The following is a 15019-nucleotide window of genomic DNA, read 5'->3' on the forward strand; positions in this document are numbered from 1 at the left end:
ATGAATACTCAGGCAAGCCCGATTATTACAGATATGAAAGTGATTCCCGTGGCGGGGAATGACAGCATGCTGCTGAATATTGGTGGTGCGCACGGTGCTTTTTTCACTCGTAACATTGTTGTATTAACCGATAACGCCGGGCATACCGGCGTAGGTGAAGCGCCGGGTGGCGACGTGATTTATCAGACGCTGGTCGATTCAATCCCGCAGGTTGTCGGCCAGGAAATTGCGCGCATGAATCGTGTGGTGCAAAACGTCCATAAAGGTAATCAGTCAGCAGATTTTGATACCTTCGGTAAAGGTGCATGGACCTTTGAATTACGTGTTAATGCGGTCGCAGCACTGGAAGCCGCACTGCTTGATTTACTCGGCAAGGCGCTAAACGTCCCGGTCTGCGAGCTATTGGGGCCGGGGAAACAGCGCGATGAAGTCACCGTGTTGGGTTATCTGTTTTATATCGGCGATCGCCAGAAAACGGATTTGCCTTACCTTGAGGGTAAAAATACCGGCCACGCCTGGTACGATTTACGCCATCAGGAAGCGCTAACCAGCGACTCGATCGTGCGGCTAGCTGAAGCGGCGCAAGATCGTTATGGCTTTAAAGATTTCAAACTCAAAGGCGGAGTTTTACCCGGTGAGCAAGAACTGGATGCCGCCTGCTTGCTGAAAAAACGCTTCCCGGATGCGCGTATCACCGTCGATCCGAACGGCGCCTGGCTGCTGGATGAGGCTATCGCGTTGTGTAAGGGAATGGGCGATGTCCTGACCTATGCCGAAGATCCTTGCGGCGCGGAACAAGGTTATTCAGGGCGCGAAGTGATGGCTGAATTCCGCCGTGCAACGGGCTTACCGGTAGCGACCAATATGATTGCGACAAACTGGCGCGAGATGAACCACGCCATCATGCTCAACGCCGTCGATATTCCGTTAGCCGACCCACATTTCTGGACGCTTAGCGGCGCGGTTCGTGTCGCGCAAATGTGCGACGAATGGGGCCTGACGTGGGGTTGTCATTCCAATAACCATTTCGACATTTCCCTGGCGATGTTCACCCATGTGGGGGCTGCGGCACCGGGCAAACCCACGGCTATCGACACCCACTGGATTTGGCAGGAAGGCGACCAGCGACTGACGAAATCCCCGCTGCAAATCGTTAACGGCAAAATCGCGGTGCCGGATGCGCCAGGCTTAGGCGTAGAACTTGACTGGGAACAGGTGCAGAAAGCTCATGAAGTGTATAAATCCCTCTCGGGTGGTTCGCGCAATGACGCCACAGCCATGCAATACCTGGTGCCGGGCTGGAAATTCGATCGTAAACGTCCGGCATTTGGCCGCGGATAAAACATTCTTGCTGAAAAGGAATTAACGATGAGCACATTTACTTCTACCCCAGTAGTCACTGCGATGCAGGTTATTCCCGTTGCGGGCCATGACAGTATGCTGATGAATTTGAGTGGGGCACACTCGCCGTTTTTCACCCGTAATATTGTGATTATCAAGGATAACTCTGGCCACACAGGTGTGGGGGAAATCCCCGGTGGTGAAAAGATCCGCCAGACACTTGAAGAAGCGGCAGCGTTGGTCATTGGCAAAACGCTGGGCGAGTACAAAAACATTCTGAACCTGGTACGTACCGAATTTGCTGACCGTGACTCCGGCGGGCGGGGTTTGCAGACCTTTGATTTGCGCACCACCATTCATGTTGTAACCGGTATTGAATCGGCCATGCTGGACTTACTTGGTCAGCACCTGGGCGTGAACGTCGCTTCTTTGCTGGGTGATGGGCAACAGCGCAGTGAAGTCGAAATGCTCGGCTATCTGTTCTTCGTCGGTAATCGCAAACAGACTCCGCTGCCTTATCAGAGCCAGCCTAATGAGAAATGCGACTGGTATCGCATTCGCCACGACGAAGCGATGACGCCAGATTCTGTGGTGCGTCTGGCAGAAGCGGCTTACGAGAAATATGGCTTTAACGACTTCAAACTGAAAGGCGGTGTATTAGCTGGAAGCGAAGAAGCCGAAGCCGTGACGGCACTGGCAAAACGCTTCCCGCAAGCTCGCGTTACGCTTGACCCGAACGGAGCCTGGTCGCTTGATGAAGCGATTAGCATTGGTAAGCAATTACGTGGCGTACTGGCTTATGCCGAAGATCCGTGTGGTGCGGAACAGGGTTATTCAGGCCGTGAAATTATGGCTGAATTCCGTCGTGCGACTGGTTTGCCAACCGCGACCAATATGATTGCTACCGACTGGCGTCAGATGGGCCACACGCTTTCCCTGCAATCGGTCGATATCCCGCTCGCCGATCCGCATTTCTGGACCATGCAAGGTTCGGTTCGCGTCGCGCAAATGTGCCACGAATTTGGACTGACGTGGGGATCGCATTCCAACAACCACTTTGATATCTCTCTGGCGATGTTTACCCACGTTGCAGCCGCAGCACCAGGGAAAGTCACCGCCATCGACACGCACTGGATTTGGCAGGAAGGCAATCAACGCCTGACCAAACAGCCGTTCGAAATCAAAGGCGGCATGGTGCAGGTGCCGAAAACACCAGGGCTGGGCGTTGAGCTGGATATGGATCAAGTGATGAAAGCACATGAGCTTTATCAGCAGCACGGACTGGGCGCACGCGATGATGCGATGGCGATGCAGTATTTGATCCCAGACTGGACGTTTAATAATAAGCGCCCATGCATGGTCAGGTAATCTTAACCCTAATGACCTGACCCACATCGCGACGGACGGCATATGAAAATTATCACCGCACCAGATTCATACAAAGAGAGCCTTAGCGCTCTCGAGGTGGCGACACAAATCGAAGCCGGTTTTCGGGAAGTGTTTCCGAATGCCTGCTATGTGAAGCTGCCCGTTGCTGATGGGGGCGGTTTTCAGCGTGCTGTACCGTATCTGTACGCTGGAAGAAGCGCTGGAAAATGCCGGAGATAATCTGCGCATGGCTTCGCGTAACAGTGCGGCGACAATTGCTATCGGGTTGTTCTGTCGGGAGAAATAAGTTTCCCGACAGATAACTTTGCAGTGTTAACCAAACATACGTTGCGCTTCTTTTGAAACATTATTCATCTCATCAAGCAGCTCAAAAAGTTCGGGTTCCAGATCTTCTGGCTTCACGCCATTGCGCAGTTGTTGTTCCAGAATCAGGCATAGGTTTTTCAACCGAGGCACACCGCTGTAGCTACAACTGCCGTGAAGTTTATGAATGATATCGACCAACTTCTCCGGGTTTTCCCCGACCAGTTGTTCTTCAACGGTGTTGCGAACTTCAGGTAAGAACACCAACAGCATTTGCAGCAAATCACGCGCCAGATCAGGCTTATTAGCCGCTTGTTGGAGCGCCAGCGACCAATCCAGAGTCTGATTTTGGTTACTGGTTTGCGTTGTCACTTCTATGTTTAATGGTTGAGCGAGCGCGGTGATGGCACCCGGCTGATACCGTAGCAGCAGGCTATACAGCTTTTTCTCTTCAATAGGTTTGGCAAGATAGTCATTCATACCTGCACTCAGCAGCTTCTCTTTTTGCCCCGCCATGGCGTGTGCCGTCACCGCGATAACCGGAGTTTGCTGGTGGTGTGGCATCTGGCGAATAACCTCACAGGCGCGGATACCATCCATTTCAGGCATCTGAATATCCATCAGGATGATGTCTATTTGCATCTGTTTCGCCCGCTCAATAGCCTGTAAACCGCTTCCGCACAGCTCAACGTTTTGCACATGATCTTCAAGCAATGCGCCAATCAGTTTCAGGTTGGCCGGGTTGTCATCAACGGCCATTACAGTGAGCGGCAGCTTTTTGTTTTCAACGTTATCGGCCAGTGCGGGATGCGCATTGAAGATGTGTTCAGCCAGCAGTGGCAGCAGACGTGGTGCGGTGACAGGCTTCAATAAACAAGCGGCAACACCTTCTTTTTTAAGCGATTCCGCATCGATCTGGCAATGGCTTGGCAGCGCCAGAATCAGGCAATCTGTCATCGTGACGGCTTTTGCCAGTTTTGGATTTGTAATGGAGAGCGTATCGCGGAACGTGACCGGCATTCCGAGCAACATAATATCGTAGTGCGCTTCGGCGAGGGCCGTGAACGTTGGGCTATACACCACTTCAAGCGGCGTATTGGCCAAAATATTGAGCGTGCTTTGCGCAGCGGAAGCATTTTGCTCGATATACGCAATGCGCTTGCCTGCCAGATTCTCAGTCGAATAACCGTCAAGAACCGCGTTAGGATTCAGATCCAGATTGATGTAGAACCAGAAGGTAGACCCCTGATTTGGCTGGCTATGGAACGAGATATCCCCGCCCATTTCGCTGACCAATTTCTGGGTGATCACCAGACCCAATCCAGTGCCACCATGACGCCGTGAAATACTGGCATCCGCCTGACGAAATGCCTGGAACAGACGCGATTGTTCCTGCTCAGGAATGCCAATGCCGGTATCATGAATCCGCATCTCAACCTGGACTTTGTTGTTGCCTTGCGAACGCTTCTCGACGACCAAATCAATATTGCCGCTCTCGGTAAACTTAATCGCATTCCCCACCAGATTGGTTACGACTTGCTGCAAGCGCAGTGGATCGCCAATCACGTTATCCGGAACATCATTTTTGATGTTTAACGTCAGCTCCAGCCCTTTGTCATGGGCCGAATGCGCCAGCAACGTCACCACTTCATCGAGCGTATTACGCAGCGGGAAGGGAATGCTTTCCAGTATCAGTTTGCCTGCTTCCAGTTTAGAGAAGTCCAGCACGTCATTGATAATGGTTAGCAGGTTATTGGCTGAACGTTCAATGGTATACAGATGATCGCGCTGCGTGGGGTTCAAATCTGTTTTCAGCGTCAAACGGGTAAATCCAATTACCCCGTTGAGCGGTGTGCGCAGCTCGTGGGACATATTGGCGAGGAACTCAGACTTAATACGTGCGGCTTCCTGAGCGCGTTTCTTGGCGAGATCCAGCTCAACGTTCTGGATTTCCATCTGTTCAAGTGTTTCGCGCAAGTCAGACGTCGCCTGGTCAATATTATGCTGCATCTCCTCGTGATAGGCGGTCAACGACATCGCCATCGAATTGATACCGTTTTTCAGCATATCTAATTCACCGAGCATGAAACCTTCTACGCGGCTATCAAGTTGGCCGCGACGTATCCGGTCGACCGTATTCACCATATTACGGATTGGCCCAGTGACATCGCGCATCAGGCGATAGGCGAACAGCATCGCAATGCCGACACAGAACAGCATCATCAACGTTGAGATAAAAATTTCTCGGTATTGCTGCAAACGTACCGATTTTAAGTCGAGCTCAATCGCGACGTAGCCGAGCGAATTGCCCGCCGGTTTCGCATCGGTCACTTCTGACTCGTCCGGGGAATAGCTCTCGGAAATAATCGGGGTACGCAGAATTATCGAATCGCCATGCCGCGTAATGCTTAAGCTGTGCGGCGGTTTTTCATTGTTTGGTAACTTCAAGGCTGAAGCATTGAGCTGATAATTGGAGGTGACAAACAGCTTGTTGTTCTCATCAAATACCGAAATCGCCCGCACAATATCGGAATGGCGGCGGTGTAACACGCTGACCAACTGGCGTATGGACTCACGACTGTGAAAACTCATGCCATATTCGCTGGCGACTGCCAGCGGTTCGATAATGTTGGTACCCGAGTCTTCGAGCTGACGCTGCAGGTCGTTGTAACGATGAACGACAAAAAAGATACTGAGCAATAAACCGATCATTAATGTCGGTGCCAGAATCAGGATCATCATGCGTGCACGCAGGCTGTAGTTGGTCATGGGGTTCCGATATGGGACAATTGAAGCAATAGTTAATATTTTTGAGAGAGCACTCTGGCTCATGGCGCAATTCTACTCTGCAAAGCGACGGGTTACGACTCGTCAAATCATAACCGTGAACGTTAATGACCTTGATCCGTTTGGTCAGGGCGTCGCACGCCATAACGGTAAAGCGCTTTTTATCCAGGACGCACTGCCTGGTGAACACGTTGACGTCACGATTACCGAGGACAAACGCAACTTTGCCCAGGCTCGAGTGAAACGACGTTTAAATGATAGCCCGCAGCGTGTGGCTCCGCGTTGTCCACATTATGGCGTTTGCGGGGGCTGCCAACAGCAACATGCCAGCATCGAATTGCAGCAGCAAGCAAAATCCCGTGCGCTGGCTCGCATGATGGGCACGCGTGAGGCTCCTGCGGTGGTGGACGAAATCATTTCTGGTTCGCCATGGGGTTATCGTCGCCGGGCACGTTTAGGGTTGAATTATCTCCCTAAGACACAGACCTTACAGATGGGTTTTCGCAAATCTCACGACAGCGAACTGGTCAATATTCACCACTGCCCGGTTTTGGCGCCTCAACTTGAGGCATTGCTGGAACCTTTGCGCCAATGTCTTTCTGAATTAAAAGCCGTTCGTCGTTTAGGTCATGTTGAACTGGTACTGGCAGATAATGGCCCGCTGATGGTGTTGCGCCATTTAGATGCTCTTCATGACGACGATAGGCAAAAACTGGAACGCTTTTCGCATTCTACAGGCGTCGCGCTGTATTTAGCCCCGGACAGTGAGACACTCACGGCAGTGGGTGGAGATGAGCCCTGCTATCACTCAGACGGGCTACGCTTAACGTTCAGTCCGCGCGATTTCATTCAGGTGAATGACGGCGTGAATCAGCAAATGGTCGCGCGTGCCATTGAGTGGCTGGATATCCAGCCAACGGATCGCGTGCTGGATCTATTCTGCGGAATGGGAAACTTTACGCTCCCACTGGCAACGCGCGCTGAAAGTGTCGTTGGGGTGGAAGGCGTTGCTGCGCTGGTGGCGAAAGGTGAATATAATGCAGGGTATAATTTGCTGAAAAACGTCACATTCTTTCATGAGAACCTGGAAGAGGATGTGACTCGCCAACCCTGGGCTGCCCAAGGGTTTGACAAAATATTGCTCGACCCCGCACGAGCGGGTGCGCCGGGTGTTATGCAACATGTGATTACGCTTGCTCCAAAGCGAGTGGTCTATGTTTCATGCAACCCAACAACGCTTGCCCGTGATAGCGAGGCATTGTTGGCTGCGGGTTACCAGATTCAGCGGCTAGCAATGCTCGATATGTTTCCCCACACTGGGCACCTTGAGTCAATGGCGCTCTTTGAGCGCGTTTAAGTGGTTAGCTCAGACCGGGTGATTTGATTAATACCCAATAGATTTCAAGAGGCAGGAAGGCGGCAAACGAGAGCAGCCAACGCATCTGCGTCTTGAAAGATGAAGGGTATACAGGAGAGAACAATGGTTGCGGTAAGAAGTGCACATCTCAATAAAGCTGGCGAATTTGCGCCCGATAGATGGATTGCTAGCCTCGGGATCACCAACCAGCAGTCATGTGAACGCTTAGCCGAAACCTGGCGGTATTGCGAGCAACAGACCAAAGGGCATCCAGACGCTGAACTGCTGTTGTGGCGCGGCGTCGAAATGGTGGAAATCCTGTCGATGCTGAGTATGGACAACGATACCCTGCGAGCCGCATTACTGTTCCCTCTTGCCGATGCGGGTGTGGTCACCGAAGAGGTGATGCGCGAAAGCATTGATAGCCAGGTCGTCACGCTGATTCACGGTGTGCGCGACATGGCAGCAATCCGCCAGCTTAAAGCCGCGCATACCGATTCAGTCTCTGCTGAACAGGTCGATAACGTTCGTCGCATGTTGTTGGCGATGGTCGATGATTTCCGCTGCGTGGTGATCAAACTTGCAGAGCGCATCGCTCATTTGCGAGAAGTGAAAGACGCGCCGGAAGACGAACGCGTTCTGGCGGCAAAAGAGTGTACCAATATCTACGCGCCGCTCGCCAACCGTCTGGGTATTGGCCAGCTAAAATGGGAGCTGGAAGATTACTGCTTCCGCTACCTGCATCCTGCCGAATACAAACGCATCGCAAAATTGCTGCATGAGCGTCGTATCGACCGTGAGCATTACATCGACGAGTTTGTCAGTGCGCTGCGCAAATCGATGAAAGAAGAGGGTGTGAAGGCTGAAGTGTATGGTCGCCCGAAACACATCTATAGCATCTGGCGCAAGATGCAGAAAAAATCCCTCGCCTTTGATGAGCTGTTTGATGTGCGTGCGGTGCGTGTTGTGGCAGAACGCTTGCAGGATTGCTACGCGGCACTTGGCATCGTACACACGCATTATCGCCATATGCCTGACGAGTTTGATGATTACGTTGCCAACCCGAAACCCAACGGTTATCAGTCGATTCATACCGTGGTGCTGGGGCCAAACGGCAAAACGATCGAAATTCAGATTCGTACTAAGCAGATGCACGAAGAGTCAGAGCTGGGAGTCGCCGCCCACTGGAAATATAAAGAAGGCAATGCGAAGAGCGGCAGTTCAGGCCACGAAGATCGTATCGCGTGGCTGCGTAAGCTGATCGCCTGGCAAGAAGAAATGGCTGATTCTGGCGAATTGTTAGATGAAGTCCGCAGTCAGGTCTTCGACGACCGCGTGTATGTGTTTACCCCAAAAGGCGATGTGGTGGACTTGCCAGCAGGCTCCACGCCGCTCGACTTTGCCTACCACATTCACAGCGATGTTGGGCACCGTTGTATCGGCGCAAAAATCGGTGGGCGTATTGTGCCGTTCACCTATCAGTTGCAAATGGGCGATCAGATTGAAGTTATCACCCAGAAACAGCCGAACCCGAGCCGTGACTGGCTGAACCCAAACCTGGGCTACATCACCACAAGCCGTGGGCGCGCCAAAATTCACAACTGGTTCCGTAAACAGGACCGCGACAAGAATATTCTGGCGGGGCGTCAAATCCTTGATGATGAAATTGAGCATTTGGGTATCAGCCTGAAAGAGGCTGAAAAGTCGCTGCTGCCACGTTATAACTTCAATGAAGTTGAAGAGTTACTGGCGGCAATTGGCGGCGGAGATATTCGTCTTAACCAGATGAGTAACTACCTGCAAGCGCAGTTTAACAAGCCGACTGCGGCAGAACAGGATGAGCAAGCGCTTCGCCAACTGAAGCAAAAAACGCACGCGCCGCAATCGCGTAGCAAAGACAATGGTCGCGTCGTGGTGGAAGGGGTTGGCAATCTGATGCACCACATTGCGCGATGCTGCCAACCAATTCCGGGCGACGAGATTGTCGGTTTCATCACTCAAGGGCGTGGGATTTCTATTCACCGTGCTGACTGCGATCAGCTTGCGGAGCTGCAATCACATGCGCCTGAACGTATCGTTGATGCCGTGTGGGGCGAAAGCTATTCCAGTGGCTATTCGCTGGTGGTGCGTGTGACAGCCAATGACCGTAGCGGTTTATTGCGTGACATCACGACTATTCTAGCGAACGAAAAGGTCAACGTGCTGGGGGTTGCGAGTCGTAGTGATACTAAGCAGCAGTTGGCGACGATTGATATGAATATCGAAATCTACAACCTTCAGGTGCTGGGCCGCGTGCTGGGCAAATTGAATCAGGTGCCGGATATAATCGATGCGAAGCGATTACACGGTTAGTTGATTACCCCTCACCCCGACCCTCTCCCTAAAAGGGTGAGGGGGAAAACCGAAGTTCACCTTGAACCCGATCAATCCCTCTCTCCCTAAAAGGGTGAGGGGGAAAACTGAAATTCGCTTTGAACTCGATCAATCCCCTTTATCCTAAAAGGGTGAGGGGGAAAACCGAAGTTCACCTTGAACCCGATCAATCCCCTCTCCCTCAGGGAGAGGGTCAGGGTGAGGGGAAAAATTCTACAAGGATTTAATATGGACCAAATTACCCGCCTTCTGGGCATCATGAAGCGCCTGCGTGACCCGGAAACAGGTTGCCCATGGGATAAAGAGCAAACCTTCGCGACCATCGCTCCCTATACCCTGGAAGAGACTTACGAAGTGCTTGATGCCATCAACCGTGAAGATTTTGATGATTTGCGCGGTGAACTGGGAGATTTACTGTTCCAGGTCGTGTTTTACGCACAGATGGCTCAGGAAGAAGAGCGCTTTAATTTCGACGATATCTGCGAAGCGATAAGCGACAAACTTGAACGTCGTCACCCGCATATCTTTGGCGATGCTACTGCTGAAAACAGCACCGAAGTCCTGGCTCGTTGGGAACAAATCAAGAGCGATGAACGTGCTGAAAAAGCTCAGCATTCCGCAATTGATGATATTCCTCATGCTTTGCCTGCTTTAATGCGTGCGCACAAAATCCAGAAACGTTGTTCAGCGGTTGGTTTCGATTGGACGACGCTGGGCCCCGTGTTAGACAAAGTCTACGAAGAGATCGACGAAGTGATGTTTGAAGCTAAACAGGTCGTTGTTGACGAGGCGAGACTGGAAGAAGAAGTCGGCGATTTATTGTTCGCCACCGTTAATCTTGCACGCCATTTAGGCACGAAAGCTGAGACAGCATTGCAAAAAGCTAACTTGAAATTCGAGCGCCGTTTCCGCGAAGTGGAACAAATTATTGCCGCGCAAGGGTTGAAAATGGAGCAAGCCACACTCGATCAGATGGAAAATGCCTGGCAACAAGTTAAACGCAAGGATTCTGATATCTAACGTGTTTTTTGGATCAGGTGCACGTTATGGCAATTTCAATTTAACAAGCGCTTGATTTACGTCAAAAACATTTATGCCAAACGGGCTATTTTCAGTGCCCTGACAAAGTGCGAGGTCAGGGCTTTGCAGACAGAATGAAAGTTTGTGACGCCGATACTGTTCGGGTATACTACTTTCCCGTCCTGGTACTTCCATCGTCTTTAAACCTAACTCTTCAGGTTCAGCATGACAACGAACTATATTTTTGTGACCGGCGGGGTCGTTTCCTCTCTGGGTAAAGGCATTGCCGCAGCCTCCCTCGCAGCTATTCTCGAAGCCCGTGGCCTCAACGTATCCATCATGAAACTCGATCCGTACATCAACGTCGATCCGGGTACCATGAGCCCTATTCAACATGGGGAAGTGTTCGTTACAGAAGACGGCGCTGAAACCGACCTGGATTTAGGTCACTACGAGCGTTTCATTCGCAACAAAATGACGCGTCGTAACAACTTCACCACTGGCCGTATCTACTCAGAAGTTCTGCGTAAAGAACGCCGTGGCGACTATCTGGGCGCGACTGTCCAGGTTATTCCACACATCACGAACGCTATCAAAGAACGCATCCTTGAAGGTGGCGAAGGCTACGATGTCGTGCTGGTAGAAATCGGCGGTACAGTAGGTGATATCGAATCCCTGCCGTTCCTCGAAGCGATTCGTCAGATGGCTGTAGAAGTGGGTCGTGAGCACACGCTGTATATGCACCTGACTCTGGTGCCATACATGGCGGCTGCCGGTGAAGTGAAAACTAAACCGACTCAACACTCCGTAAAAGAACTGCTTTCTATCGGTATTCAGCCAGATGTGCTGATCTGCCGTTCTGACCGCGTGGTTCCGGCAAACGAACGTGCAAAAATTGCATTGTTCTGTAACGTCCCGGAGAAAGCGGTTATTTCTCTAAAAGATGTCGATTCCATCTATAAAATTCCAGGTCTGTTGAAATCACAGGGTCTGGACGATTATATTTGTAAACGATTCAGCTTGAACGTTCCTGAAGCTAACTTGTCCGAATGGGAACAAGTTATTTACGAAGAAGCGAATCCGACAAGCGAAGTTACGATTGGTATGGTTGGCAAGTACATTGAACTGCCAGATGCCTACAAATCTGTGATTGAAGCGCTGAAACACGGTGGTTTGAAAAATCGTCTGACCGTTAACATCAAGCTGATTGACTCGCAGGATGTTGAAACTCGCGGTACTGAAGAAATGCTGAAGGGATTGGATGCTATCCTTATCCCTGGCGGTTTCGGTTACCGTGGTGTGGAAGGCAAAATCGCCACCGCGCGCTATGCTCGTGAGCAGAACATTCCTTACCTGGGTATTTGCTTAGGTATGCAGGTTGCGCTGATCGAGTTTGCACGAAACGTTGCGGGCATGGCTAACGCCAACTCAACTGAATTTGTGCCAGACTGTAAATACCCGGTGGTCGCCTTAATCACCGAGTGGCGAGATGAAGAAGGTAACGTTGAAGTTCGTACTGAAAAGAGCGACTTAGGCGGAACTATGCGTCTTGGCGGCCAGCAGTGTCAGTTGACCGATGGTAGTCTGGTGCGCCAGATGTACGGTGAACCGACAATTACTGAGCGTCATCGCCATCGTTATGAAGTCAACAACATGTTGTTGAAGCAAATTGAAACAGCAGGTCTGCGCGTTGCGGGCCGTTCCGGTGATGACCAACTGGTAGAAATCATCGAAGTGCCAAATCATCCGTGGTTTGTTGCTTGCCAGTTCCACCCGGAATTTACGTCGACCCCGCGTGATGGTCACCCACTGTTTGCAGGCTTTGTTAAAGCGGCCGGTGAGTACCAAAAGCGTCAGGCGAAGTAAGCAGAAAGTTAGAACGACAACGCGCGAATGTTTCGCGCGTTGTTTGTCTGGAGTTTTAGTTTAACTTGTACTGAGGAAAATCTAATGTCCAAAATCGTTAAAGTCATCGGTCGTGAAATCATCGACTCCCGTGGTAACCCGACTGTTGAAGCTGAAGTTCATCTGGAAGGCGGTTTCGTAGGTATGGCTGCTGCACCATCAGGTGCTTCAACAGGTTCCCGCGAAGCGCTGGAACTGCGCGATGGCGACAAATCTCGCTACCTGGGCAAAGGCGTTCTGAAAGCCGTTGCTGCAGTTAATGGCCCGATCGCTGCGGCTGTAACTGGTAAAGATGCGAAAGACCAGGCAAACATCGATAAGATCATGATCGACCTGGACGGTACCGAAAACAAATCTAACTTCGGCGCTAACGCAATCCTGGCTGTTTCTCTTGCTGCTGCTAAAGCTGCTGCTGCCTCTAAAGGCCTGCCGCTGTATGCACACATCGCTGAACTGAACGGCACTCCAGGCAAATTCTCTATGCCACTGCCTATGATGAACATCATCAACGGTGGCGAGCACGCTGATAACAACGTTGATATCCAAGAGTTCATGATTCAACCAGTTGGCGCGAAAACTCTGAAAGAAGCCATCCGTATGGGTTCTGAAGTTTTCCACACCCTGGCTAAAGTTCTGAAATCTAAAGGCATGGGTACTGCTGTTGGTGACGAAGGTGGCTATGCGCCAAACCTGGGTTCCAACGCTGAAGCACTGGCTGTAATCGCTGAAGCGGTTAAAGCTGCAGGTTACGAGCTGGGTAAAGACATTACTCTGGCTATGGACTGTGCTGCTTCTGAATTCTACAAAGACGGTAAATACGTTCTGGCTGGCGAAGGCAACAAAGCTTTCACCTCTGAAGAATTCACTGCATTCCTGGAAGATCTGACCAAACAGTACCCAATCGTTTCTATCGAAGACGGTCTGGATGAGTCTGATTGGGATGGCTTCGCGCACCAGACTAAAGTTCTGGGCGACAAAATCCAGTTGGTTGGTGACGATCTGTTCGTAACTAACACCAAAATCCTGAAACGTGGTATCGACAACGGTATCGCTAACTCCATTCTGATCAAATTCAACCAGATCGGTTCTCTGACCGAAACTCTGGCAGCGATCAAAATGGCGAAAGATGCTGGCTACACTGCAGTTATCTCTCACCGTTCAGGCGAAACTGAAGATGCTACCATCGCTGACCTGGCTGTTGGTACTGCTGCAGGCCAGATCAAAACTGGTTCTATGAGCCGTTCTGACCGTGTTGCTAAGTACAACCAGCTGATTCGTATCGAAGAAGCACTGGCTGCACAGGGCACACCAGCTCCGTTCAACGGTCTGAAAGAAGTTAAAGGTCAGTAATTCGTTACTGCTTTAAATTCTTACAAAAAACCCGCTTCGGCGGGTTTTTTTATTTCTATTTTTGTCGGCCCCTGAACAATTTACGTATCCGCTAAAGGGTAGAGTTTGCAGATTCCTCCCCTGTCGACCAGGCTTACGGGGACTTTTCACTCACAGGTCAGGAGACCGACATGAAAGCAGCAGTTGTGAATAAAGACCACTCTGTAGGGATCATTGATAAACCCGTTCGCGCCCTTAAACACGGCGAAGCATTGCTGACGATGGAATGTTGTGGCGTATGCCATACCGATTTGCATGTAAAAAATGGAGATTTTGGTGACGTTACAGGCATTACGCTGGGGCATGAAGGCATTGGCGTAGTGAAGACGGTTGGCCCTGGCGTGACGTCCCTGAAAGTGGGGGATCGCGCAAGCGTTGCCTGGTTCTTCCGTGGATGCGGAAACTGTGAATACTGTAACACCGGCAACGAGACTCTGTGTCGCAGCGTCACTAACGCGGGTTATACCGCCGATGGTGGTATGGCTGAGGAGTGCATCGTTGTTGCTGATTATGCGGTAAAAGTACCTGATGGCCTCGAGTCTGCTGCTGCCAGTAGCGTGACTTGTGCGGGCGTGACAACATACAAAGCGGTAAAAGTCTCGCACATTAAACCGGGCCAGTGGATTGCGATTTACGGCTTGGGCGGCCTTGGCAACCTCGCGTTGCAATACGCGAAAAATGTCTTTAATGCCAAAGTGATTGCCATCGACGTGAATGATGCTCAGCTGGAATTCGCCAAAGAGTGTGGGGCGGATTTAGTCATCAACTCACGCAATGAAGATGCAGCCAAAGTCATCCAGGAGAAAGTGGGTGGCGCGCATGCGGCGGTCGTGACTGCTGTGGCGAAAGCGGCGTTTAACTCAGCGGTAGACGCCGTTCGTGCCGGTGCACGTATTGTTGCTGTGGGTCTGCCATCTGAGTCCATGAGCCTGAATATTCCGCGTCTGGTACTCGATGGTATCGAAGTGGTGGGTTCATTAGTGGGAACGCGTCATGATTTAGCTGAAGCCTTCCAGTTTGCTGCTGAAGGGAAAGTGGTGCCTAAAGTCACAATGCGCCCACTTGAAGATATCAATGCTATTTTCAAAGAAATGGAAGACGGTAAAATCAAAGGCCGCATGGTAATTGATTTTAAAACCAAGAAGTAAGCTTAGC

At 51.1% G+C, this 15019-nt stretch carries 9 protein-coding genes and 1 pseudogene; 9 read left to right on the top strand and 1 reads right to left on the bottom strand.

What is annotated here, in order from left to right:
• The 3 genes and pseudogenes from RHD99_RS04320 to RHD99_RS04330 all read left to right on the top strand — a co-directional run.
• Entirely contained in the window at positions 1-1341 is a 1341-nt protein-coding gene (locus RHD99_RS04320; RefSeq protein ID WP_309879066.1) for an enolase C-terminal domain-like protein, read from the top strand.
• A gap of 27 nt (positions 1342-1368) precedes the next feature.
• Positions 1369-2709 carry a glucarate dehydratase gene (gene gudD, locus RHD99_RS04325; protein WP_309877590.1) on the top strand — a complete coding sequence of 447 codons (1341 nt, stop codon included), beginning with the start codon at positions 1369-1371 and terminating at the stop codon, positions 2707-2709.
• Positions 2710-2751: 42 nt separating this feature from the next.
• Positions 2752-2886 (top strand): annotated as a pseudogene (locus RHD99_RS04330) (glycerate kinase); the annotation flags it as partial.
• Between the two features lie 156 nt (positions 2887-3042).
• Here RHD99_RS04330 and barA read toward each other — a convergent pair.
• Positions 3043-5802, bottom strand: coding sequence for a two-component sensor histidine kinase BarA (barA, locus tag RHD99_RS04335; protein WP_309877591.1), 2760 nt, complete (start codon positions 5800-5802; stop codon positions 3043-3045).
• 61 nt (positions 5803-5863) lie between these two features.
• Here barA and rlmD point away from each other — a divergent pair, with 61 nt between their 5' ends.
• The 6 genes from rlmD to adhP all read left to right on the top strand — a co-directional run bounded on the left by rlmD (position 5864) and on the right by adhP (position 15012).
• Complete coding sequence (gene rlmD / locus RHD99_RS04340; RefSeq protein WP_309877592.1) at positions 5864-7177, top strand: 23S rRNA (uracil(1939)-C(5))-methyltransferase RlmD; 1314 nt, start codon at positions 5864-5866, stop codon at positions 7175-7177.
• A gap of 123 nt (positions 7178-7300) precedes the next feature.
• Entirely contained in the window at positions 7301-9529 is a 2229-nt protein-coding gene (relA, locus tag RHD99_RS04345; RefSeq protein ID WP_183270444.1) for a GTP diphosphokinase, read from the top strand.
• Positions 9530-9778: 249 nt separating this feature from the next.
• A complete protein-coding gene (gene mazG / locus RHD99_RS04350; protein ID WP_309877593.1) occupies positions 9779-10570 on the top strand; it encodes a nucleoside triphosphate pyrophosphohydrolase in 792 nt (263 codons plus the stop codon).
• Positions 10571-10795: 225 nt separating this feature from the next.
• Positions 10796-12436: a glutamine hydrolyzing CTP synthase gene (pyrG, locus tag RHD99_RS04355; protein ID WP_270143318.1), complete on the top strand. Its 1641-nt coding sequence runs from the start codon at positions 10796-10798 to the stop codon at positions 12434-12436.
• 84 nt (positions 12437-12520) lie between these two features.
• Positions 12521-13825, top strand: a complete 1305-nt coding sequence (gene eno, locus RHD99_RS04360) for a phosphopyruvate hydratase (RefSeq protein ID WP_183270441.1) — start codon at positions 12521-12523, stop codon at positions 13823-13825.
• Between the two features lie 170 nt (positions 13826-13995).
• Positions 13996-15012 (top strand): alcohol dehydrogenase AdhP, encoded by a 1017-nt coding sequence (gene adhP / locus RHD99_RS04365; RefSeq protein WP_064543872.1) that lies wholly within the window; start codon positions 13996-13998, stop codon positions 15010-15012.
• Positions 15013-15019: the final 7 nt, after the last annotated feature.

The organism is Buttiauxella selenatireducens (assembly GCF_031432975.1).
GTDB lineage: Bacteria > Pseudomonadota > Gammaproteobacteria > Enterobacterales > Enterobacteriaceae > Buttiauxella > Buttiauxella selenatireducens.